A 23,608-nucleotide genomic window follows, 5' to 3' on the forward strand; every position below is an offset into this window, starting at 1 on the left:
CGTGTCCCGCATTCGAGCACGAGCCGTTGTTTCGCGGCGTCGAGTTGGCGTGTGATGGTTTCGATGTCCTGCATGAGTTCGATGACCTCGTCATCACTCATCGAATACAGGGGTGCTTCGAGCAGGGTTTCCGCCGCGGCACCGAGTGCGAGTGCACCCTGCGCGGCTGTGGATTCCCTTCCCGAATTCATACCCCAATTCTACCCCTCAATTACAATCCGCAATAGCCTAATTGCATTGTGATACAAAGCTATTCAGACACACTCACCCTTCGCAATCCTCTGACAATCGAGCCCGCAACAACTCCGGCATTCCCATCGAGTGCCAGCGGCAATAGTCCCGAATATCCCATTCAGTAGCGCACGGCCACCATTGCCAGCAAAGGCAGCGCGGCAAGGGCCGCGCAGATCAGCGCGTTGGTCCAGCGGTGCTCGACCAGAATCGCGACATACTCGCGCAGGATCGCGCTGGGAAGGTAGTAGAAAGCCGTCTCGGCCCCGACCACCGTCGCATCCAACCCCAGTCGGCGAGCCAGGATTCCCGTACGCAGCGCATGGAAATTACTGGTAACCAACACCATTGGACCCGACATCCCCCGGGCAGCCAGCATCCCCGCCGTATAGAGCAGATTTTCGCGTGTGGTGGCGGAGCGATCCTCACGCAGAACCCCCTCCGCCGGAAAGCCCCGTCCGACCACGTAGTCGGCCATCGCGTCGGCCTCGGCGACATCCTCGTCGGACCCCTTGCCGCCGCTGGTCACCAGCACCGGCGTGCGTCCCGCCGCCGTCTCCGCGGCATGAACCTCCAGCGCCTTGTCCAGCCGCGCCGCCAGCAGCGGTGGCACCCGCGCGCCGATCAGTCCCGACCCGTGCACGACGATCGCGCTCATCCCGCGCCGATACGGCAGCCGCAGATACACCCACGAATACACCAGGAAGGCCAGCAGAATGAAGCCCAGGTAGCACTCCACCAGCAGCACCGAGCCGAAAACCGCTGTCATCCATTCCCATTCCAGCTCGAATGCCACGATGAACAGCGCGTACGGAAGCAGCATCGCCACGCCGAGCCCGAACGAGAGCAGGTTCGCCGGCCGCCGCCCCTCGCGCCGCCACATCTGCACGCCGTTCATCATCAGCAACCCCGCGAGAATGAGCAGCACCAGCGGCGAGGCCGCCAGCAACAGCACGACCGCGATCGACACCGGGCTCTCGCTGTCCAGCTCGATCAGCCCCAGCACGCAGAAGGCGGCCGCGATCAACAGCAGCACGCCGTTGCCGATGCGCCGCGGCTCCCGGTACACCCGCAGGCCGAGCCAGCCGAGCAGCACCACGCCGATCATGAGAGCAAACATTCAGCAATCGTATGGGTTCCGGTACGGGCCGTCGAAGACGCTGGGGGCCTGTCGGTGCGGGCCGATACCGTCCCGCCTCGTGAGCACCATGACCGACAGCCGGTTCACCGCCCTCCTCGACGAAGTGGCCCGGCACGCTCCCGCGTTCTGCCACCGTGACCGCGCCGAGGCGGCCTGCCGCGAACTGGGCTGGACCCTGACCGGCAAGAAGATCGTGATCAGCGAAACTCCTTCGGGTGGAAGACTTTTCGAGGAGGACGACCAGTACGGCAAGGGCGATGGCCAGTGGCAGTCGCTGTACATCCGCATCGCGGTCATCGAGCCCGAGAACTTCCGCCACCACCTCGACCTCGCTACCGCGATCTGGGGAAAACCCTCCTGGTACACCGGCTATGGGGATCTGGTCGTCTGCTGGGCGGTCGGCGACGACACCATTCGCCAACTGGCGCTCGACGAAGACGGCACGCTGACCCTGCGCGTTCATCTCGCCGAGGCCGAAGCGGATCAGAACTGGTGGCTGTGGAAGACCCAGTACCACTACCCGGATTTCGTCGATGACGATGACCTGGTCCTGCTCGATGAGAACGATCTGGCCGAGACCTCGGCCGACGAATACGAGATGACCTTCACCTGGACCGGCCACGAGGGCCGCGGCAACGCACACGGTCCCGCCGAGATCTGGAGCGTCTACACCCCGCGCCACCTGCGCGGCATCCTCACCGACGCGCTGCGCGATGTGCACCTGGCCATGCGCGCCCTCGGCCCGGGACCAGATCCGCTGCGTGTGGAGTTCTTCCCCGCCACCGCCGAGTCCGACGCCCATGCCCGCCTCGAATTGTCGCCGGACGACATTCGCCTGTCCGTCGACCTCACCGACGCCACCCGCGACTACCTCACCGCGCACGACGCCTTCGACCTCGACGGCGACACCGCCGAACGCCGCTGGCCCGCCACACCCGACTACTTCCGCATCGCCGCGACGGCGACCGTCGTCAGCCTGCACCACATCGGCCTGGCCATTCCGGTCCCCGGCGAAGACGACGACGACAACGAAGAGGTGGTCACCATGACCACATCCGGAAACCCGCTGCCCCTGTCCGATTTCGACCTCGCCATCACCATCGGCTGAACGGCGTTCCTCGATGGGCCGGAGATCCGGGTCGGCCGAATACCTTGGCGCGGTAGAAAACTCGGCACGATCTAGTCCCGTCATCCCGAATCCCGCCCCGTTCGGAAACGCCATGCTCCTTGCGGATTTCGATCGGCCGTCTTCATCGGCCGACCCTGTGGCAAGCCGGGAATCGAGGGTGCCGAAGACCTATCGGGTTCGGAACGCCGCGGCCGCCTCGGTGATGACACGACCGCGTAACCCGCAGTGATCATCCAGCGGTTGCCTCGCCGCACCGGCTCGGGCTGTTGGCACCAACATGGATTGCATACGGGGCGTAGAGGGCGGGGCAGCCTTGCTGCCGCGACACCCCCGGGGCGCGATCGTGCCGCCGCGTCGCCTCGCACAAGGCCCGGAATTGGACGAGGACCGGGGGCACACCCCGGTCCTCTGGTAGGGGGTCCGGCAGCCGGCCCGCCGAACCCTTTCGAAAGCTACTGCTGCGCTGGGATTCCCGGCATCACGCGCGGAATCTCGGCGACAGCGGGCTGTTGCCCCGAGGTTTCCGGTATCGCCGCGACGGCGGGCTGCTGCCCACCCGCATCCGGAATCGGTGCGACAGCGGGCAGGTCACGCCCGGGCCGCACCGACGGCGCCGGATCCTGCACCGCGCCCCAGTGCTGCAGGATGGTGGTCACGATCCCCGTCATCTTGTTGAGAATCAGTGAGCCGAACTGGAAGTCGGCGCGCACACCGTCCTGCACCGCGTACTCCCCGCCGGTGGGCAGCCCCAGAATCCCGGTGGCGCCGCCCAATTGCACGAAGCGCTCCAGGATCTTGCCGACGACGGCGAAGACCTGCCCCTTGGGCGTCGAGTACACGTAGCCGTTCACGAACTGTGCGTACTGCCCGCCGTCCATCGTCGGCTGCGGCGCCGACTTCGGCTGTCCCAGTGAGCTGTTCGGGCCACCCTGATCGTTCCAGTACTTGGCCACCGGATTCGTGTCGATCAATCCGAGCAACCGCGTGGTGAGCTCGGCCAGCGTCGCGATGTCGTCCTCGGTGTCCGGCGCGGCCTGCGGGTGCTGGTAACCCGCGTTCTGCTCAGGCCGGGTGCGGGGCGCGGTCGGCTTGGTGGTGGCCGGGGCGTCCGCCAGCGGACTCGGCCCGGCCGTCTTCAGCGCGATCTCGCGAATCCGATCCATCAGGTCGTAGAGGGAGTCACCCGGGCACGAGGTGTTGCCGACGTCGCGGTGCGCGAAGATCGTCGGCAGCTTCACGGCCTGCCCGAGCGCGTAGCGCGTGTAATCGCTGCCCTCGGAGAACATCGTGGTCGTGCCTTCGGGATCGATCCCGGCGACCTTGGCCCGCCAGCCGATGAACTTGCCCATCGCCTGCATCGCGACCTCGCTCGGGGTGTCTTCCTCGTAGTTGCCCATCAGGGCCACACCGGCGGTGTTGATATTGAACCCGCCCGAATGCGCGCCTTCGACCGGCCGATCCAGTCCGCCGTAGCGTCCCTCGAAGATCTGCCCGTACTTGTCGACCAGCGCGTTGTAGCCGATGTCGCACCAGCCCAGCGTCTTCGCGTGGTACGAGTAGATCGCACGCACGATGCCCGCCGACTCCGAACGGCTGTAATCGTTGCGACCGGCGGTGTGGTGCACCGTGATCGCGGCCAGCCCGTCGTCGTAGGTCGGCTCCTCGCAGCGCAGGTCCTCGTCCGCGCCCCACTGCGAGCGGGTGATCACCTTCGGCCCGCCGCCGGGCAGCGCGGCCGCCACCTCGTTGAGGTTCTCGTCCGCCGCGCCGCGGCCCGGATCGATGAGGATCGCGGCGAGCTTCTCGAGGTCGATCTGCGCGGGATCGCCGTGATCGGTGAACGGCGCGGGTTCGGCCGGCGCGAGCGCGGACGGTTCACCCGCGGGCGCGGCGGCGTCGACCGGCGCGGCGGGATCCACGGGCGCTGCGGGATCGAGCGGCGCTTCTTCCGAAACCGCCGGTTCGACCGGCGCGGGCGCTTCGCCTTCGACGGGCGCGGGCGCCTCACCCTCGACGGGCGCCGCAGCGTTCTTCTTCGTCATCAGGATCTGCACGGCCTTGGTGTTGCCGACGTAGATCGGTTCGGTACCCGATCGTGTCCGCCCGGGCGTGTCGACCGGTTCGGTCGAATACCACGGTCCCCAGCCGCCGTCGGGCAGCTGGGCGCGGATCATCGCCGTCATCCCGGCCAGATTCTCGGCGGTCAGCGCCACCATGCTGAAGGGCTTGTCCCGGGTCAGTTCCTTGACCTGCGCGCCGACCTTGGACACGAGTTCGGTGGGTACCGCGCCCGGTGCGAGGGCGGGCTTGCTGAGGTCGCCGGGAATCGCCGGGCGAGCGTCCGGACCCGGAGCGGGGGCTTCGACGGGAGCGGGATCGACTGGGGCGGGGAGGTTTTCACCCGCGGCCGCACCGGGTGCCACCGGCGCGGGAACGCTGCCGGGCTCGCCGGTAGGAGCGGGAGGGACCGCGTTCGGATCCTGCGGTCCGGGTGCGGCGATGAAGCCGGGTGCTGCCGCGTCCGGTCTCTGGCCGCCGCGCCCGCCGGGCTCGGCGGGCCGGCTCAGTCGGGGGAGTTTGATCTCGTCCGGCAGCTGCACCCCGCCCGGCAATTCGAGCCCCGACGGGATCTTGATGGACGCGGGCAGCGGGATGGACCGCAGGTCGGATAGTCGCAGATCCGGCAGGTCGAGCCCGGTCAGCTCGCGCAGCGGCAGCACCAGATCCGGGGCGGAAGCCAGCGCCACCTCGGCCATGTTCGCGGGTATAGCTGCCAGATTGCTCTCGTCGACAGACTGAATCTTCGGCGAGTCGCTCAGCCCGATCATGCCGAAGGGTGCGGTCATCGCCAGGATGGTGACGACCGGCAGGACATATGAGTTTTTCGGTCTGCGATATGGCACTGATAGCTCCCATTCCAGGTAGATCCGTCGAACTTCGCCGGAATGCCTTGGTTGCGTCCTGACGGCTCAACGATCACACTAGTCACAACTGTCCCATAGTCTGAACCTGTTGTTGAGGATTAGCTGCGGTAACTCGAATGTAGCTTTGGCTTACAAGAGAACGGGTATGACATGCCGAACGGTCACTTACACGCGCAACGTCGTCGCCGACGCCTCTTGGCCCTATCGCTCGCCGCCACGACCATGGCGGGCACGTCCGCCGGCCTGCTCTGGGCCTGGCCGGACGGAGAATTCCGGGTAACAGCGAGTCCCGGCCACGGCCGCGGCCTCAGCCAGAACGGCGCGTTCGACCGCGCCCTGGAGGGCAATACCGCCGAATCGATTCTGGCCCACTATTACCCGGGCGCGGAGCTGCAGACGATCGCCTCCACGCCGATCCGCGTGCGCCTGCAACAGCAGGACGACAGCACCCTGGACGTGGAGTCCGAGTCCGGCCTGTACGTCGCCGGCCGCCGCGTGATCCCCGGCCAGGCCGCCCACCTGACCCCCACCGAAACCGGCGCGGACGTGGTCATCACCACCGGCTGCGAGGGCGAGGTGCTGTGGGAGGGCACAACAGACGACCCCTACATCTACCCCCTGGAGGCGGGTTCCGACCGCCCCGCGGAGGAACACCTCAGCCTCTGCGGCGGCAACGCCTACCGCGGGGTCCTCGGCGTGGCCCTGGAGGACGGCGCGTACCGCACGGTGAACGAGGTGGACATCGAGGACTACCTGAAGGGCGTGGTCCCCGCCGAGATGGTCCCGAACTGGGCCGACAAGGGCGGCGCGGAAGCCCTACGCGCACAGGCGATCGCGGCCCGCTCCTACGCGCTGGCCGAGGACCGCTACGTCTACGCCCAAACCTGCGACAGCACCGACTGCCAGATGTATCCCGGCACGGAACGCGAAGACTCGCGCACGTCGGAGGCGGTCCGCGTGTCCGCGGGCAAAGTCCTCGTCCACGAGGGCCACATCCTCCGCGCCGAGTACTCGGCAGCCCCCGACGCCGGGATCCCCAGCATAGAAAACCTCTCGGTGGGCCCCGCGGTCTCCGAGTTCCCCTCCGCCCCAACGATGGTCGACCCGACGGTCCCGCCCATCGACCCCACCACCGAGGACCCGTCCTACGGCCCCACCTACGGACCCCCCACGCATTCGGACCCCACCCTCCCCACCGATACCGAATACACGATCCCCCTGGACCTCCCGAGCCTCCTGAACGAGATCTTCCCCCCGGCCCCCCGCAGGGTCGACCTCCAGCCCAACAGGCCCCGCGTCCCCGCCCCCGCAACCTCGGAGCCCCTGGCCGCGGTCCCGCCGAGCGCCGCCGCGGGCGGTTACGCCGACGAGTAGTCCCGAAGGTTTCCGCTTCACACGTTGTCCGTCGGTACGATCGCTGCCTCCGACACCGAATCGAATTGGGCAAGTTCGGTGATCGGCAGTCCGGGAGGCGAAGTCGTGACCGTTGAACCCGCTCGATTCGAGTCGGCTATCCACCATCTCCAGCACGGCGACCCTCGCGAGCGATTCGAAGCCTGCGAAACGTTCGTCGATTGGATTCGAGCGCTGAGTCCGGATCAGGGAGCTGTGGCGGGGCGGGCGCTGGCCGAGGCCGCCGTGGGGGAAAGCGATGCCTGGGCGCGCGAAGCGCAGTTCAATGCGCTCGTGCAGTTGTGGACCGCCGATCTGATCGGCCGCGTCGACCTCGATGCCCTCGCTCGGATTCCGAGGTCAACCCTTACCGCGGAGAATGCCGAACACCTGTCGTATCTCGAAGAGGACTTCGGTGCGCTGGTTTCGGACTCATAGACATCCCGGACTGCCCGGCGTTTCCGAGATTAGATCAGTTGAACCGCAAAAGATGTGGGGCGGTGGTTGGTTCGCCGGCCTCTCCTCGGGGCGCTGCACCGTCGTCGCGCTGCCTATGGGATTGCGATGGCATTGGACTCGTGTGCGAGGTCGTTCTTCATGTCCGCGAATGGCAACCTACCTCGAGTAATAGGGAATTGCCATAGCGATTTGCGCGGGGAATTCGCGTACTGTCGGTTTCGGGGGATGGGGCGCGATCACTTTCAAAGACCGACGGATCACGTTGTGTCCTAGGTGAATCGGAATGCCAGAGCATAGAAGAAGCGACAGAACCATTGGCGCAGAGCGTAATTCTCGCTTGAGCAGCGCAAACGCAAGGAATCGCGACTTCCGGATTGCCCATCCGAGCGCCGGCTTGTTACCGCAGAGTCGCTTCCGCGCAACGTATTTCGACGCCCGCTTCGCCTTCCTTCGACTGACGAACTACGATCACGCACGTGTATACTCCGCCTCGTCAACATTGTCCTGTGGCGTTGTGTCACAGGGCATTACGGACGGTGGGTTGAGATGGGTTAAACGTGGGAGTGCCGCCTTGAAATTCCGGGGGCCCGGGTGGCGGATTTGTGCTGCTGTCCGATGTGGGGAGTTCGGCTGGAGGGAGCCGGTATCGACTCGTCGGCGGTCTCTTTCGGCTCCAGTTGGGCCGGAAGTCGGATGTCCGTGTCGACGGATCGAGTCATAGGGGTTTTCAGCCGTGCATGCAGCGTCATTGGTGGCGTGGTTCAGCCAAGTTGTAGATCATGAACAGATGTCGGCCGTGGCCGGCCAATTGGGTGTCGAAATGGCGGAGCGAGTCGCACAGGGGCGACTCACCGTGGCTGATCTGTGTTTGGTGGCAGAGGTGCTCGGTCGAAATGTGGTCGACCTACTCCCCGGAACCGTTGACCTTCTGAACGGACCGGGCGACGATCTCCTGCGGAGAGATGTCGAGTGCACTGCATAGCTGGTAGAGCTGTGTGAGGTCCGGTGAGCGTTCACCGTTCTCGAAACGTTGAATCGTGCTCACCGCAACTCCCGAGGTCGCCGCGAGCTGAGGGCGTGTCAGCCCGCGGCGGGCGCGCGCGGCACGGAGCTCGTCACCGACGGCGCGGTTGAGGTCGTCGAGGTCCCGCAATTCCATACGGACCATTCTGAGGTCCGAACGGCGTAGTTGCAAACAGCACCCTGAAACTCAAGCCTTAAACCTAAATGTTTGGAACTTCACAGTAGAAGGTCCGTTCGGACTTGTGAAAGGTCCGTACGGACCTTAGAGTGTTCCGTATGGACTTGATAGACGGACAGATCGCCGATCGCGTCAGGTATGCGATGGGTGCGATCGGTATGGATTCGCACACCCTCGCGGCCCGAACCGGCCTCGCCGAGCCCGTGCTGGAGCTGCGGTTGCGCGCCGCCGGCTCGTTCAAGCTCGATGAATTGCTGCTGGTCGGAAGCGTGCTGGGCTGCGATCCGATCGCCCTGCTGCCGACATCCGAGCGCGACCGCGCGGAGGTGGCCGCATGATCGACGTACTGATCGTCGGCGGCACGTGGGCCCCCAATGGCGAAAGCGTGACCGACACCTTCTCCCGCGCGCTGGATCTGAGCCGATTCGCGCCGCGCATGATCCCCTACCCGGCCGAATACGGCGGCCGGATGTCCTACGCGGAGAGCAGCGCGGCGGGGAAGGCCGCGCTACTCGCAGCGATCGAGAAGACCCCCAATCGCGTTGTCGTCGCGGGATATTCGCAGGGTGCGGCCATCGCGGGCGACGTCGCCGCCGAAATCGGCCGCGGCCTGTGGCCCAAGCTCGACGTCGCCGCCTGCGCCCTCATCGCCGACCCCCTGCGCCCGGCCGGCGAATGCGTCGGCACCGATCCCGGCGGTTACGGCATCGCCGGTCAGCGCTGGGTGACCGACATCCCGACCTACTGGGCCGCCGCCCCCGGCGACCCGATCACCGCGCTCCCCGCCGGAAACGCCCTGCGCCTGGTCGCGGACCTCTCCCAATACTTCTGTATGGACAGCCCCGAGGCCGCCCTGATCTGGGGTCGCAGCCTGGTCGACACCGTCGTGCACCGCCGCGTCCAGCGCTGGTGGGCCCCCAAGAACTGGAGCGCCTGGAGCGGCGCCCTGGCCTACGCCCGCGGCTATCTCACCGACGGCCGCCACACCGTGGACTATGTGCGCCACGGCCACGCCGCCCGCCTTGCCGAAACCATCAACCGGGAGATCGCCTGATGCACAGCGAGATTGATCCGAACCACCTGTTCCTGGATCGCGCCGCGGTGCTGGATCTCGTGCGCATGCTGCGCGAAATCCCGGAACTGGCGGTCGATCTCGAGGACGCGGTCCTGCGGCGCTCCCGGCTCGGCGGCCCGAACCTGCGACTGAGCTCCCGCTCCGGTGACCAGCCGCTACCGTTCAGCCCCGCGGCCGCCCGTGCTCGCGATCAGCTGCACGCGGTCCTGGTGTCCTGGGTGCGCCTGATCTGCGAGCAGCGCGGACTCGACTACACCGGTGGCACCTCGACCGGCGGCCTGGCCCGTTGGCTGGACCGCAATGTCATCGCCCTCGCCATGACCGAGGGCGCGGAAACCGCCCCGGCCGAGATCCGCGCCGCCGTGCAGACCGCCCTGCACGTCATCTGCCCGCCGACCTCGCAGATCGAGGTGGACGCGGCGCAGCTGGAGGCCGCCCGCACTGCCCGGCTGAACGTCAACGGAATCGCCACCCTGGCAAAGGAAATGGGTGAGGCGTTCCAGTCGATCACCGTTCGTCGCATCCAGACCCTGCGCGATGCCGGCCGGATCAGCCCGGTGCCGGGGCCGTGGGCGCCGGACTGGCCCGAGTTGTTCGTGGTGGGGGAGGTGCTCGAAGCCCATCTGGCCCACCCCGCGCGTAAGCGCCGGTCCAAGTCGGCCGCGGCGGAGCAGTACCGGCCACTGCTGCGTATCCGAGAGAAGATCGCTGGCTGACCGCCGACAAGTGCACAGAGCTCATGGAAGTCCCAGTCCTCGCCGAGGACTGGGACTTCTTCGTTCCCAAAGCATGCGTGCGCCGCGAGCCGGCGAGCTTGCGGGCACTGTCGCGCTGGATGCCAACCTCGCGAGAACCCTTCCCCACCTGCGGTTTCCAAGAATCTTCAAGATGGGTGTTGACTTTTGAATCCGCTTAAGTGAAGCTATGTGCAGCGCCACAGTTGCGCCTTCATCCCGAACTCACGGGAAACACACTCTCTGGCAAGAGGTTCCAACCTCGTCGGCCTCCCAAGCTCTTCACCCCGAACCCTCGATCCGCATCCGGATCGGGGGTTCGGTCGTTGAGGCCTGCCTCGCGCCTTCGAATCAGGAGCAATCGCAATGCTTTTCGGTCTCACCATCGATCAGTGGATCACCGTCGGCTCGTACATCGCGCAGCTGATCGCGATCATCGTCCCGCTACTCATGTAGATCCGCCCCGCGTCCCCTGCTTCCAGAGCGGCAAACGGGGTCCGCGGCGCTGTCGGAAGGAAACATCATGCGTATCAACAGGGTTCCCGAACCCGCTCTGGTGCGATCCGTACTCGTCGCCATCACCGGTGTCGCGGCCTACCTGCTCGGCAGGCAGGTCGGCACCGAATGGATCGAATCCGCACTCACCCTCTACGGCCTGCTCACCCCCGTCATCGCGGGAGCGCTCATCCGCCCGGCCGTGACGCCGGTGCGATCACCGGGCGGTGAGGACTGAATGCAGACCTGGCTCAACCCCGACTTCGTCCAGGCTATCGGCCTCGCGATCGCCACCGTGATCGGCGCGGTCACCGCCTGGCAGGCCCGCGAAGTATCCAAACTCCGCGAACGCGTCGTGGCCCTGGAAGATCAGGCCGCCAGCGATCAGCGCCGCTTCCGCGACGCGATCCGCCTGATCCGCGCCCTGCAACGCCACATCGACGAGCTGCTCGCCTTCTTCACGTTCCACGTCCCGGGCCAAGAGCCCCCGGCCGCGAACTACAAGATCCCCGCGACGCTCGAAGAAGAGATCTGACGGCCCACTCGCCGTCACCCAGCCCATGCGGCCGGCCCCCGAAGCCTCTCGGTAGGTACACAGCGGGTTGAGAGCCTCGCCGCATGCCCGCTCCCCAGCGCGCCCGTCTCCCGCAGGTGGTCCGCGGTCGCAGACACGGATGCGGCGCTGGGGCGCAAGGTCCCGCCCCCGGGCAGTCCCCTCACCCGGGGGCGGGACCCCAACTTTCGTAGATCCCGAGCCTGGGGAAGGGCCCGGAATCCGTCACCACCCCACTCGGAAGGACCCGAAACGCTATGTCCGGCAAGGAAATCATCGAATCCGTCCGCTTCGGCAACCAGCCCCCGCCGTCGTCGGACTATGTGGAAACCGACTCCGGCCAGCTGGTGACCCCCGAGTTCCTGAACTTCCTGCAGCAGACCCTGAGCGGAAAGTTCGCCGAATCCGAACAGGTGGACGAACTCGACCCCCAGGTGAAGGCGCTGGCCGAGGAGCTGGCCGTGATCCACCTCCCCGAGTGGGAAAGCAAGATCGGCCGCAAACTGGCCGAACCCACGGTAACCAGCATCAAACAGGCGAATCGGATTGCGGAGTACCTGGTGAAACGCGGGGTCCGGGTCCACCCCGAATTGGAAGAGATCCGCTGGCTCGCAACCCCCGCCGGCCCCCCGGGCGCCTTCGACCTCGGCACCCACGTCACGAAGGACGAGAACGGCGAGTGGCCCGCCCCCGACGCCGAGGAGTTCTACAACCTCGAGGACATCGAGGTGCAGCAGACCGACGACGGGATTTGGGTCGCGACCCATCCGCGGGGTTTGGCGCACGAGGCGGCGACGAAGACCGAGGCGTACGCGGGCGTAGTCGATGAACTCCGCCGACGTATCAGCGACGCGAGCAGAGCGGTGATGACCGATGGCATCTGACGCGCCTCTGCCGGATCTCTCCGGCACAGTGGAGAGATCGCTGCTGGCGGGCTTGGGACGGGAGCTTGCCGAGCCCATCGAGCTCGCACCGAACCCAGCGAACGACTTCGTGGCCTGGGCCGGCGGCCGAATGGCAGACCTGGCGGCTATGACAACCGGCAGCTCGGCCAGTACCGCGCAGGGCCCGCAGCACGGCATCAGGACCAAGAGCTATTCCGGACTGACGTCCACGTCAGCACTCGCGAAATTCAAGCGCATCCGAGCGTCGGAAGGTCGGTAGCCGAAGCGCTTCGAGCACCACTCAGATAAGTCGAAACGTCTGGATCCTTTTATGCCGCAGCGAATCTGAAGGTCATCGCACCATGAAAACGCGATGTCCCGGCTTGCGGCCAAGATTCGGATGGTCCCGATCCAAATGAAAGGCGTCCACACGATGCCAGAGAAAGTCGTGTTTCCCGATATCGAGAAGACTCTCGTCGACTACCTGACCGCACAGCTGGCTGCGGCTGCCGATACTGCCGACGTTGTTACGAGGATCCCTGATCCGCGACCAGCGCGCATGGTGCGAGTCACGCGCAACGATCGGAAGCTTCGCAATGACGTCGAGGACCGGGAAGGCATACGTGGTCCTCGTCTCATTCTCGACCGCCCAAGGGTGGTGATCGAGTGTTCCGATTCCGCGGGATCCGGTTCGGCTTTGGCCGAATCGGTGCGCGCGATCTTGTCCGCCGCGGCTCCCGGATACCTCGGGACCGTGTGGTGCGACTCCATCGAAGACCTCGGCGTGGAAAACGATACCGATCCGGCGACCGCCGATCCTCGGTACGTAATCATCGCCGATCTGTGTGTGCGGGGCACCGTCCTCGCATGACTCCCGCAGGGGAGCAACACAACTGAATAACCGCAGTCCAAAGGGCCTGCGCAATCCCCGAAGGGAAAAGGAATCACAATGGCTCTGCCTTCTAGCAAGTACATCGGTGCGGGCACCCCGAACATCGCCGTCACCGGCGGCGTCCTGGTGGCCCCGGTCACCACCACCCTGCCCATCTCGGCGTCGGACACCCTGAACGCCGCCTTCAAGCCGCTCGGCTACGTCTCCGAGGACGGCATCGAGTCCAAGGGTGAGCGCAAGGTCGAGACCGTAAAGGACTGGAACGCCGATATCATCGCCCAGCTGCAGACCGAGCACTCGGTCCGCTTCGGCATGACGCTGTACGCCGTGTGGGACAAGGATGTGCTGGGCGAGATCTTCGGCCCGGACAACCTGACCATCACCGCTGCCACCGCGTCCAGCGGCACCCTGATCAAGGTCAAGGAGACCGGCTCGATCCTGAAGCCGCGCGCCTGGGTCTTCGACATGCTGCACGAGTCCAAGAAGCTGCGCATCGTGCTGCCGAACGCCAAGATCTCCGCGGTCACCGAGAAGAAGTTTGTCTCCAAGGAGCTGGCCGGCTTCAACATCACCATCGAAGCCTTCAAGGACGACCTGGGCGTCAAGGCCTACCGCTACCTCGACGACGGCATCGTCGCCGCCTGATAAGCCCCCAGCGGCGGCGGGACAACAACCTACGCGCAGGCCCGCCCGCCGCTGCTGGGCCCCGCACTCTCGGGTCGCGCGTTGAGGATCTTGAAAGGGCCTGCGTAACAATGAATTCCAACGCAAATGAACATGCTTTCGGCGACCGGACGCCGGTCAAGACCGATTTCACCACCGAGGTCGGTGGAGTTGAGGTCCGGCTGCCCTCGCTGTCTTACCTCAAGCCCGGGCTGGTCCGCCGCATTCGCCGCCTGAACGGCGTCGACGCCATGTACACCCTGCTCGAACTCTGCCTCTCGCCCGAGGCATTGATCGCCGTCGACGATATGACCCAGGACGACTACCAGGCGCTACTGGAAGCCTGGCGCACGCATTCCGGTGTCGGCCTGGGGGAATCCTGAGCCTCGCCGCTCTTCTCGAAGAGTACGACGAGGCGATCGAGTACGAACTGATTCGACTGGGCCTGCGGGTTCGTGAACTCGGAACCGACCGGCTCACCTGGCGGGACCTTAAAGTCATTGTCCGATGCTCGCCCTTGGACTCCGCACTGGGTCGACAGACGCATCCGGACCAGTCTCAGTGGCAGCTGACCCAGATGCTGATGGCCGACATGGCGGACTCGCTGCGCTGGCTGGTGTGGTCGAAAACCGAAGAGGCGCAACAGAATAGAAATCGCCCCGAACCGATCCCCCGCCCGGGGCTGAAAGCCTCCGCGGAACGAATCGGCTCAGCGGTATCAACGGCAGAGTTGGACAATCTTCTGGGCTGGGGCTGATCCGAGTGTTGGACGCGGCCAGCGATGCCGACCGGATGCTCACGTCAGCTGGGATACGGCGGTCAACTGGTCGAGCCGCACCGCAGGCATTTGGAAGTGTTGCAGTAATTCTAGGATGGCAGGCGGCTGTGTAATGCCCAAGAAAGACAACTTCAGCCCTCAGCGGCGAGAACTCGAACCTGAAGGAAAAACGCCCCCGAAGGTCAAGGGCGAGGTCAAGGGTAAGAGTAGCTATATACTTCCGTCGCCACAGGACAGCGGGCTGATTCTCAATCCGGATATCGCCGCGCCGGGATTCTATCAATTCAGGAAGAATGCGCTCGCATACGCGTGGGCTGACTACTACAAGAATGCCAGACCCGGAGCTGTCATCACGATGCCGGACGGCACCGTTATTCAGTACGGAAAAGTGGGAGACGCTACCGCTACGATCTTTGTGCCGGGGCAGCCGTCCTTCACCGTGCCGAGAGCGGCGACAGGCTATGACGTCCAAGTGTGGAACGATGGTGTAGATCCTGTAGTAGCCCAGCAGAATCTGGATTATCAAGTAACGCTCGATGCCTATCGCGAAATGGTGGAAGCGCTCGGCAAAAATCCCGTTGATTTGGATATCCCGAAACGGAAAAGAGACTGGTTCGACACGCTCTCCGAGTGGGTTCTCAAATGGGATATGTCTGGCCCGAGGAGTGATTTCTCACGTAAGCCGCCAACCCTTAAATTCGGATTGGGTGAGAATTCAACTCCGTGGGACGATGGCAAAGATGGCAAGAATAAGAATACCAAGAAGGGCCCCGGGGGCGTCGAATTACGTACGTCATATTTTGACTGGTATCAATACATCTTCAATGTAGAGGGGCCTGGCGGGTTAAATATTTACCTCGGTAACAAGGGCAAGGCTCATGCTGGAGTAACGGATGGTGGTCAATATGCGAAGTTCGACAACCATACAGGACTAGGCTTGGTCATTGAACCGATCATCGATCTCGGCTTTATGAAGATGAAGCCGAAGGTGGAAGCTTGGGAAGGTCCTCGGGTCGAGCTTGATAAGGATGGGAAGTCCAAGAACAGCAAACGAGGCGTAAAGGCCGAAGTACAGTTTCTGAACTCTGACGACCAGCCTGTGGATAGTTGGATCAACGAGGTCATAGACAGCGCCGGATCGGTTGTCGATCCCCTTGTCACCGTTCTCTCCTTCCTTGGCCTGAGTGGTGGTGGGCTTGTATCGAACGAGGGCAATTCAGTTGACTCCTCGACCACTCGTGTGGCCACGGCTGTCGCCCCCGTCGAGTCCGCGCGACATCGGTGCGCGAAACCTGTTGCCGGAGTAGTGGTCCCGGACACCTTCAATGCTCCGATGCTGCGAATATCAATGAACGGCGACGACCCTGGGTTCGGGAAGATTTTCATCGACAGAGCTACCTCGGCGAACCCAATTATCGACAGCGACCTCAACTCATTCGTGCAAGAGCTGGAGCCGAATGCTCTGTTGCAACCGATGGCGGCCGTGATCGATCAATCGGCGCGAATGATGGCGGATGTTACGAGGTCTGCATTCCAAGTCGGTGGCTTCACTGATTTGGCGAAGGTCTCGAGGCCCAGGCGAACCGTATACAACTTCAATGGTTTCGACTCGAAGATTGTTTCCGGCGGTGTGGCTCGCACTAATCGTCGATAGACGCTGAACGAATCGAATGCCGAATTGGTAGGTGGTGGCGAAGATGCCGAAGAATTTTAGCAATCAAGAGAAAAAGGCAGAGGCGACAAAGAAGGAAAACCACAACAAGACGTGGAAATCTACCGTAAACCAGCCTGTACCTGATGTTATTCCGGCGTCGAGTAACACCAAGCTTATATTGGACCCGAAAGCATCGAGTCCTGCCTACGACCAGTACAAGCGATGGGCAATGCTCTTCGCTTGGCAAGGGCACTATGCTAACGCACGGCCGGGTGCACAGATATCGATGCCTGATGGCACCGTAATCAGTTACGGAATTGCCGGGGACGCAACCGCAACAATCAAAGTTCCGGGATATGAAGCATTCGTGGTTCCCCGTGTCGCAACTGAGTTCGATATGCGCGTATGGAATGAAGGCGCCGATCCTGTAGTAGAGCAGAATCGTCAAGAGGGACTTATCGCAATGCGTGGTATCCTTGACGCCCTCGGTGAGAATCCCGTAAAAATAGACAACAAAGATGTGTTGGCTCCCCGGGAACACCAGCCTGTCGGGCTGACCACTGAGGAGTGGTACGCGGCAAACTTTATTCTCGGAATGATTCCGGTTTTTGGAACCCCTGCTGGTGCAATTCTCACTACGCTGGATTCAACCGCTAAGGTCGCCAATGGAGATATGACATGGGGAGACGCTGTCGCATCGGGTGTCGGTGGTTTCCTCGGCGGTATGATGGGTTCGGCTGCCGGTAAAACCTTTGGCGTATGGCTCGGTGCAAAAGCTGGTCCGTACGGCGCTGGTGTAGGTGGCGCGCTGGGATCGGGTGCTGGAAATTCGCTAGGTACCCAGTTCGGAAGTGAGCAAGGCCTGAGAATCAAAGGCTGGCTGCAGCAGATGTTCACTGGCGAAACTGTACCCGGGAATGCAAACCCTGCTTACAGTCATGGAGGCTTTGTATCCGGACCAGGAGGTTCAACCGAAGACCTCATTCCGGCATGGTTGTCGAACGGCGAATTCGTGGTGAACGCTGCTGCCGCAGGCAATTTCCTGCCGTTCCTCGAACTCATCAATTCCGGTTGGGTGCCGTCGGCGGACTTGCTGCACGACATGGTCCCGGGCTTCGCGACACCGGCGCAGGACGGCGACGGCAGTACGTCCACGGGCGGTTTCACGTGGGATTCAGCGAACCTGGCATCGAATGCGTTGTCGGGGGCCATCTCCGGAGCCAAGAGCGGTGGACTGGTCAAGGGCATAACAGGCGGCCTGTCCTCACTGGCGTCCGCGGCCGGCGGACAGATCGGTAGTGCCATCGGTACCGCGATCGGAACTGCGGTAGGCGGTGTCGGTGGCCCGGTGGGTGCGGCGATCGGTTCGGTGCTGGGCTCGCTGGTCGCCTCGACCGGGGCGGACATGGTGCTCAAACCCATCGAGGAAGTCGCCGGCTGGGCCGGCGATACCGCCAAGGAAACGATCGGGTCCGGGTTCGGGCTGGTCGATCTGGCCAAGAGTTCGGGTGGGCATACCGCTCGGCAGGACATCTACAACTTCAACGGGATGGATCCGAAGAGCGCCTCGATGGCGATCGAACGGGTTCGCCGGCGCCGGACACTGGCGCAGCAACGCGGAGGAGGCCTCGGACGATGAGCCACCAACTATTGGAAAGATACGACACAAAGGTTGTCGTATGGGATGTGAACGGCCGCGTCTGGCACCTGTCGGGTGCGAATGGCGGCCGTGAAGGCGTATGGCTGTCGAAGCAGTCGGGGTTCATGTTCGCGCCGACTCAGCTGCTGGTCACCGAGGGTGCGCGCCAGGACGGTGCCACGTTCCTGCGTTCGGTGCGTGCGAAGAAGGAATGGGACTTCGAAGTCACCATCTCCACCTCATCGAAGAGCAAGGGCACCAACCCCATCCGCGACTTCTACGCCGTCCATGACGCGTGGTTCCGGGGCTGGTCCACCGACAAGCCCGTCACCGTCGGGTATTTCACCCGGCACCAGGGCTGGCGCTTCCAGCAGGCGCAGCTGGACGAAGCCCCCGAGGCGGTCGGCGACATGGACCCGGCGCGCAACGGCGTCGCCGTGTACAAGATGTCGGCCACGGCCATGGATCCGCTGGAGCAGCACTTCGAGGAGAGCTCGGTGTGGACCGACTCCGGCGGGCAGGGCGAAGGAATCGTCCGGGCGCGTAACGCGGCCGACCAGCCCGCCTGGCCGAAGTACACGATGAACGGTCCGGGGCGCTGGGCGATTCTGGATCCGGTGGGCGGTCCGCAGCCGCGGTTGGTGGAGACGCCGACGCTGAAGGCGGGGGAGACCCTGCGGATCGATACCCATCCCCGGCATCGCACGGCGCGCGTGTATTCCACGCTCGACCCGGTGGGCCGGAATGTCTGGTCGCAGATGGCGGGTCGCCGCTGGCTGGCCTCGCTGCCGGCCTGGAGCTCGACCGATATCACCGTCAAGGTCGAAGGCGGCACGCCGCAGTCGAGCCTGATCGTCACGGTGTCGCCCCGATCCTCGAGGCCGTTCTGATGAGCGCGCCGCAGTGGGATCCGCACGCTGAATCGCGGCGGATGGACGAGGCACAGCTGGCCGAACGCGAGCAGGTGCGCAATCCCGATGTGCTGGTGCGCTATTGGGACAAGTACATGCGTGAGGTCGGCGAAGAGCACTCGTATCTCTCGTTGCAGTTCACCTATCCGCGCAACTCCGCCGGCGGACTGAAGATGATCTGTCCCAAGGACATGGTCCACTTCGACCACCTGTTCAACAACGCGGACGGCGAAGACGCCACCATCCCCATCACGGTGAACACCAAGGGATTCCGCTGGGACGGCTACATCACCAAGGCCTCGCTGGTGCGCGATGAGAACGGTGTGGAGACCGTCGACATCGAGGCCATCCACGCCTGGAACCACGTCGCCACCATCTGCTGCTGGGCGAGTCCGTTCGCGCCGGTGCTGGCCCAGTTCCCGCGCCACCACATCCTTTTCGGCCCGGTCCGGACATTGGTCACCACCTACCTGACGACCAACCTCATGCGGTTGCAGTCCGGCGGCTGGACCCCACCGCCCGAGGACAAGGACGCCCCGAACTGGGGCAACGTCGGTAACGCCCTGTTCCCCATCGCGGTGGTCCCGGTCGACCCGTTGACCGACACCAGTCGCTGGTCGGCCGCCTCTGCGCGCTTCGACATGGCGGACAAGCTGTTCTCGCCGATGCTCGAGGACTCCGGCGTCATGCTGACCGCCCGCTTCTTCATCCCCGAAGAGGACGAGCAGCCCGCACCCGAATGGTTCTACCTGGACCGGCCGACCGTGGTGCTCGAGACCGTCGACAAGTCCGGCATCACCGGCCCCACCGGGACCCTGCTGGACGGAATCGTGTCGTGGTTCGAGGAATTCGCCGATGACGGCACCACCCCGATCCGGTACCCGAACTTCGATTCCACCCACGAATACGAGGCCGTCTACGGCCAGCCCGGCAAGTTCGGCACCTTCAAGAACTTCCCGTGGGTGTGGTACTTCGACGGCGAGTACTCCGGAATCGGACCGTCGGAGGTGGCGCTGCACAAGCCCACCGCCACCGACATCATCATCGGCGGCCGTTCACCGGGCTGGGTCAATGCCGGCATCGAGATCGCGATCAAGGGCCTGCTCCGGCTGATCGGCATGGACTGGCTCTATCGAGGCCAGCTCAACGACGTCTTCCTGGCTTGGATGGTCTACCGAGATACCAAACGGGTCGGCCGCGCCGGACCGTACGCGTTCCGCGAACTCTATATCACCGGTAGTGACAAGGCATTCAACCTCGACGGCCTGGTCGCCGCCCGGCAGGGCTTGCATCTCACCCGCGGCTACACCAGCCACAAGGTCACCGTCGAGGACGGCGCGCCCTACCTGCTCGGTAAGGACTTCGCCCTGGGTGACCAGATCGGCTTCGCCATCGGCGGCCGCGTGTTCACCGACTACGTCACCGAACTGACCTTCGTCGACGACCGCGAGACCTCGGCGACCTGGCAGATCACCGTCGGCGACGGCTCCGACGAAGAGGATTCGATCGTCAAGGCCTGGCAGCGGCTGGGGCGGGTCGCCGCCGCGGTCAAGGACCTGGCCACCGACGTCGGCGCCGACCTCGACCTGCTCATCGTCTGACCTCGCGAGTAGAGGAGAAAAACCATGGCGGACATCAGCTTTCCCGCCCACATCACCGTGGATCGTGAGCTCGGGCTCGACGGTCTACCGGTGCTCACCACGACGGTGTCGGTCGCCGATGACGTTGGCGCCCTGCCGCTTCCGAAAGGGCCGGTCGGTCCGGATGGAACGCGGGGCCGTCCGCGATTCAGCTTCCGGAAGATGGGGGAGATCGCGAATATCGCGGCTCGTCCCACCGGGCTCGGTCCGGATGATCGAGGTAAGTGGTGGCACCGGATCGACAACAACGGCATGGACGTCTGGACCGGTGGTGAATGGCGAAGCTCGCCGGACGCGGTCGGGGTACGCGGCGAGCTATCCGATCCGAATGTCATCACCGTGACCGATACCGTGCACGACGAGAAGCTCACGAATGCGGCGGTCGAGTTCACTGGAAGCGCTGCGGCACAGCGGCTTCAAGTTACGGTGCCCGCTGGGGTGTCCGGGCCGCGAGGTCCGGCCGGCACCTTCGGCGCCATCAATTCCGCGCCCGATTCCGACGCGGCGGTGGCGCCGACACAGGGCGGCCTGCTGGCCTACCAGCGAGGTTCGCGGAAGTTTCGTTCGCAGTCCGCCCCCAATGGCTTCGGTCCGTGGTCCTGGTACGAGGCGGATTTCGCCGCGGATCAGGAATCAGGCGTCAGCCAGCTGGTCGCGGGCACCTTCCAGATTCCGGCGCTTCCTTTCACGTGGCGTCCCATCGTTTTCGGCAATCTGTCCTACTACTGCGAACACAACGATGCCCAGCGTGCCCGGGTCTCCGCCCGCCTGCTGCATTCGGAAGGTGAGATCGTCGCGACCTCGCCCCTCGATGTCGTCGGCGGCTACGTCTATGTCCCATTCGCGCCTGCGTACAGCGACGCCGACACCACGAAGACCCTCGCACCGACTTCCACCTACGCGACTGTCCCGGTCGGTCAAGTGGCCAATCTCGTGGTGACCGTCGATCGGCTGCGCGTCAACAGCACCAGCACCGGCAAGGTCGGCTACCGGCGGGCGCGAGCGTCCCTGGTGGTATTCGCCCAGCCTGTTTAGCAAGGAGGTGAAATGTCCACTGTAGGAAACTATTTCAGTTCGACTCTGATTCGCGGCGTCGATGAGGGCATCGGCGAGCCCGGTGTCGTGCAATCCATGCACGGGACACCGCGCGACGGTGCCTTGGAATTGATGACCGGCATTCGGGGTGCGGCCGGGGCCCGGGGTCCCGCCGCCCACGCCTTCCGCTGGGAGGGCGATATCGCGGATCAGGCGGCGTTGAACGCGCTGGCTCGGAAGCTCGGACCGGCGCACGCCGGCAGAGCATGGCGGGTCAGATCCAACAACAGCCTGATGTACTGGAACGGAATCGGTTTCGAGTCGTTCAGCGAATCCTTCGGTGCCATGGGGCCGGACGGTCAGACCTGCGCGATCACCATCGGCACGGTCGACACGGTGCCGGCCGGAAGTCCGCTCGAAGTGACTCTCACCGGCACCGCACCCACACTCACCCTGAACCTGAAGGTGCCTCGCGGGGTGAAAGGTCGCAAAGGTGAGGCCGGTCCTCCCGGGCCGATTCGACAGGCATCCGATTACGCCGATGGGACGCACTCCGATCGCATGGTCCCGATGTGGGACGCGGTCGCGGGGAAGTGGACTCCTCGGCCCTTCCCCGGGCTGCGCGGTCCATGGTCGATAATCGAGAATCGGGCCTGGGACAGCGGGACCGGGTTCGCACCGACGCAGACCAATATCGGAACCTCGCCGAACACCATCGCGCAGTTGAATATCCCGGCGCAGGACACCGCATGGCGTCCCGTTGTCTCCGGCGGAGTGCTCATTCGCACAACTGAGCCTGTGGAGAGCTTCACCACGCGCGTCGATGCGGAGGTTCGCATCGGTTCCGCTTCAGGTCAGATCGTCGCTCTGGGTGCGGGCCTCGCCTTCGGGCTCGATTCGTTCACCCGCTTCCAGCCCTACTACGCCACCAGCGTTCTGACTCCGAGTAGTTCTGTCGGCGTGGTGCCGAAGGACCAGCCGGTGACTCTTTTCGTTGTGCTCAGGCGAAACCAGGGTGACTCCAATTACACGTACACCATGCCCGGCGCAAACATCACTTGCTGGGCGCAACCGGTGGTGACTCCATGACCAGCAATGACAAGACCGTCTACGACGACGACATCATGATCACGATGCGCGGGGTGTCCGACTCGGTCGGTCTGCCCTACACCGTGAACCCGATCGAGCTGATCGATCGCCAAGCGCTGGTGGAGATCAGGGAGGGGCCGGCCGGCGGGACCGGGCCTGAAGGCGTCCCAGCTTGGCCATGGGAATGGCAGGGAGATATCGCGACCCCGGCAGCGCTGAACGCGCTGAGTTTGACCACCGCCGACGCACGTAAGGCGTGGCGGGTGGTCTCGGAGAATTCCGTCTACTACTGGACGGGCCTCGAATTCGTCGCGTTGACCAACGCGTTTCGCGCTCCCGGGCGAAAAGGCGTACCGACCGCACTCACCGGCGCGGGTGTCGCCGGTGCCGTCGGGTCCGCGGCGTCGGCTCGGATCGTCGCGGCCGGTGATCAGCAGCAACTGGAGATCACATTTCCCCGCGGTGCGACCGGTGATCCGGGCACACCCGGTACAAGTGGACGCATTCAGGACGCGAGCGATGTCCAGATCGACGAGGATCACCCGCTCGGACAGGACTACATCCTCGCGTGGGACGCCGTCGCCGGGAAGTTTCGCCCGGTGCCCAATCCCCGCGTGTCGGGTCCGTGGGCTATCGCCGCAGGCCAATTCACCGGCGTTTCGAACACGTCCGAGGCCAAGGTCGTGGCTGCCACGATCACGATTCCCGCGCAGCCGGTGCGATGGCGGCCACAGGTCGAAGGTGGTCTGACGGTCCAATCCCACGTGCGCTCGATCGGAGAATCCCGGTGCGATATCGAGGTCCGGCTCGGTAGCTCGGACGGTGAACTCGTCGGCTACGGATACTGCTACGCGTCGGCAAATCTCATCCGGGTCCAGATCCATCCGAAGTTCGAGCATCCAATGTCTCCGGGTTCGCCGCTCGGCGTCGTACCGGAAAACCAGACAGTCACGCTGTACGTGGTGGTACGGCGCGTCGTCGGGACGACCGGGTATTCGGTTGTCACCCAGGGCGCTCAGCTGATCGTCTACGCACAGCCGGTCTGACGGCATTCTCCTGATCCGGCTCGCACCGCCGGTCTCCCAATCT

The 23,608-nt window shown here is 64.4% G+C and carries 24 protein-coding genes; 20 read left to right on the plus strand and 4 right to left on the minus strand.

The window, feature by feature from the left end:
- Together ACFVBH_RS33380 and ACFVBH_RS33385 are read right to left on the minus strand one after the other, a co-directional pair.
- A partial coding sequence (locus tag ACFVBH_RS33380) for a hypothetical protein (protein ID WP_379007889.1) occupies positions 1-191 on the minus strand: 191 nt, incomplete at its 3' end.
- Between the two features lie 161 nt (positions 192-352).
- A complete protein-coding gene (locus ACFVBH_RS33385; RefSeq protein ID WP_379007892.1) occupies positions 353-1,351 on the minus strand; it encodes a YdcF family protein in 999 nt (332 codons plus the stop codon).
- A 79-nt stretch (positions 1,352-1,430) separates the two neighbouring features.
- Here ACFVBH_RS33385 and ACFVBH_RS33390 point away from each other — a divergent pair, with 79 nt between their 5' ends.
- Positions 1,431-2,480, plus strand: coding sequence for a hypothetical protein (locus ACFVBH_RS33390; protein WP_379007894.1), 1,050 nt, complete (start codon positions 1,431-1,433; stop codon positions 2,478-2,480).
- A gap of 473 nt (positions 2,481-2,953) precedes the next feature.
- Here the strand turns inward: ACFVBH_RS33390 and ACFVBH_RS33395 are convergent, their stop codons facing one another.
- Positions 2,954-5,347, minus strand: coding sequence for an N-acetylmuramoyl-L-alanine amidase (locus ACFVBH_RS33395; RefSeq protein ID WP_379007896.1), 2,394 nt, complete (start codon positions 5,345-5,347; stop codon positions 2,954-2,956).
- Between the two features lie 273 nt (positions 5,348-5,620).
- Between ACFVBH_RS33395 and ACFVBH_RS33400 the strand changes: the two genes are divergently transcribed.
- Both ACFVBH_RS33400 and ACFVBH_RS33405 read left to right on the plus strand, forming a co-directional pair.
- Positions 5,621-6,799 (plus strand): SpoIID/LytB domain-containing protein, encoded by a 1,179-nt coding sequence (locus tag ACFVBH_RS33400; RefSeq protein WP_354986438.1) that lies wholly within the window; start codon positions 5,621-5,623, stop codon positions 6,797-6,799.
- A gap of 24 nt (positions 6,800-6,823) precedes the next feature.
- The gene (locus tag ACFVBH_RS33405; protein WP_379007900.1) at positions 6,824-7,255 is read left to right on the plus strand and encodes a hypothetical protein; all 432 of its coding nucleotides are present in this window, start codon (positions 6,824-6,826) and stop codon (positions 7,253-7,255) included.
- Positions 7,256-8,180: 925 nt separating this feature from the next.
- On the opposite strand, the gene ACFVBH_RS33410 is transcribed toward ACFVBH_RS33405, so the two are convergent.
- Positions 8,181-8,435, minus strand: a complete 255-nt coding sequence (locus ACFVBH_RS33410) for a helix-turn-helix transcriptional regulator (RefSeq protein ID WP_354986440.1) — start codon at positions 8,433-8,435, stop codon at positions 8,181-8,183.
- 140 nt (positions 8,436-8,575) lie between these two features.
- On the opposite strand from ACFVBH_RS33410, the gene ACFVBH_RS33415 reads away from it, so the two are divergent.
- From ACFVBH_RS33415 to ACFVBH_RS33495, 17 genes are all read left to right on the plus strand, one after another.
- Entirely contained in the window at positions 8,576-8,815 is a 240-nt protein-coding gene (locus ACFVBH_RS33415; protein WP_354986441.1) for a hypothetical protein, read from the plus strand.
- Positions 8,812-9,531, plus strand: coding sequence for a cutinase family protein (locus ACFVBH_RS33420; RefSeq protein WP_379007903.1), 720 nt, complete (start codon positions 8,812-8,814; stop codon positions 9,529-9,531). Before ACFVBH_RS33415 ends, ACFVBH_RS33420 begins: the two co-directional genes overlap by 4 nt.
- Positions 9,531-10,268 (plus strand): hypothetical protein, encoded by a 738-nt coding sequence (locus ACFVBH_RS33425; protein WP_379007906.1) that lies wholly within the window; start codon positions 9,531-9,533, stop codon positions 10,266-10,268. Before ACFVBH_RS33420 ends, ACFVBH_RS33425 begins: the two co-directional genes overlap by 1 nt.
- A 541-nt stretch (positions 10,269-10,809) precedes the next feature.
- On the plus strand, positions 10,810-11,019 hold the full coding sequence (locus ACFVBH_RS33430; RefSeq protein ID WP_354986444.1) for a hypothetical protein: 210 nt from the start codon (positions 10,810-10,812) through the stop codon (positions 11,017-11,019).
- Positions 11,020-11,316 carry a hypothetical protein gene (locus ACFVBH_RS33435; protein ID WP_379007910.1) on the plus strand — a complete coding sequence of 99 codons (297 nt, stop codon included), beginning with the start codon at positions 11,020-11,022 and terminating at the stop codon, positions 11,314-11,316.
- A gap of 275 nt (positions 11,317-11,591) precedes the next feature.
- Complete coding sequence (locus ACFVBH_RS33440) at positions 11,592-12,218, plus strand: hypothetical protein (RefSeq protein ID WP_379007913.1); 627 nt, start codon at positions 11,592-11,594, stop codon at positions 12,216-12,218.
- Between the two features lie 433 nt (positions 12,219-12,651).
- The gene (locus tag ACFVBH_RS33445; RefSeq protein WP_379007915.1) at positions 12,652-13,089 is read left to right on the plus strand and encodes a hypothetical protein; all 438 of its coding nucleotides are present in this window, start codon (positions 12,652-12,654) and stop codon (positions 13,087-13,089) included.
- Between the two features lie 78 nt (positions 13,090-13,167).
- Positions 13,168-13,755, plus strand: a complete 588-nt coding sequence (locus ACFVBH_RS33450; protein WP_379007917.1) for a hypothetical protein — start codon at positions 13,168-13,170, stop codon at positions 13,753-13,755.
- A 110-nt stretch (positions 13,756-13,865) separates the two neighbouring features.
- A complete protein-coding gene (locus tag ACFVBH_RS33455) occupies positions 13,866-14,156 on the plus strand; it encodes a hypothetical protein (protein WP_379007919.1) in 291 nt (96 codons plus the stop codon).
- Positions 14,157-14,290: 134 nt separating this feature from the next.
- Positions 14,291-14,530: a DUF5361 domain-containing protein gene (locus ACFVBH_RS33460; RefSeq protein ID WP_379007921.1), complete on the plus strand. Its 240-nt coding sequence runs from the start codon at positions 14,291-14,293 to the stop codon at positions 14,528-14,530.
- A gap of 133 nt (positions 14,531-14,663) precedes the next feature.
- On the plus strand, positions 14,664-16,205 hold the full coding sequence (locus ACFVBH_RS33465) for a hypothetical protein (RefSeq protein ID WP_379007923.1): 1,542 nt from the start codon (positions 14,664-14,666) through the stop codon (positions 16,203-16,205).
- A gap of 43 nt (positions 16,206-16,248) precedes the next feature.
- A complete protein-coding gene (locus ACFVBH_RS33470) occupies positions 16,249-17,844 on the plus strand; it encodes a hypothetical protein (protein ID WP_379007925.1) in 1,596 nt (531 codons plus the stop codon).
- Between the two features lie 125 nt (positions 17,845-17,969).
- Positions 17,970-18,734, plus strand: a complete 765-nt coding sequence (locus tag ACFVBH_RS33475) for a phage tail protein (protein ID WP_379007927.1) — start codon at positions 17,970-17,972, stop codon at positions 18,732-18,734.
- Entirely contained in the window at positions 18,734-20,356 is a 1,623-nt protein-coding gene (locus tag ACFVBH_RS33480; RefSeq protein ID WP_379007929.1) for a phage tail protein, read from the plus strand. Before ACFVBH_RS33475 ends, ACFVBH_RS33480 begins: the two co-directional genes overlap by 1 nt.
- Positions 20,357-20,380: 24 nt before the next feature.
- Entirely contained in the window at positions 20,381-21,430 is a 1,050-nt protein-coding gene (locus ACFVBH_RS33485; protein WP_379007931.1) for a hypothetical protein, read from the plus strand.
- A gap of 294 nt (positions 21,431-21,724) precedes the next feature.
- A complete protein-coding gene (locus ACFVBH_RS33490) occupies positions 21,725-22,519 on the plus strand; it encodes a hypothetical protein (protein WP_379007934.1) in 795 nt (264 codons plus the stop codon).
- Complete coding sequence (locus tag ACFVBH_RS33495; protein WP_379007936.1) at positions 22,516-23,565, plus strand: hypothetical protein; 1,050 nt, start codon at positions 22,516-22,518, stop codon at positions 23,563-23,565. The genes ACFVBH_RS33490 and ACFVBH_RS33495 overlap by 4 nt, the downstream gene beginning before the upstream one ends.
- The last annotated feature ends 43 nt before the right edge of the window (positions 23,566-23,608 follow it).

Source organism: Nocardia sp. NPDC057668, from assembly GCF_042799795.1.
Lineage (GTDB): Bacteria > Actinomycetota > Actinomycetes > Mycobacteriales > Mycobacteriaceae > Nocardia.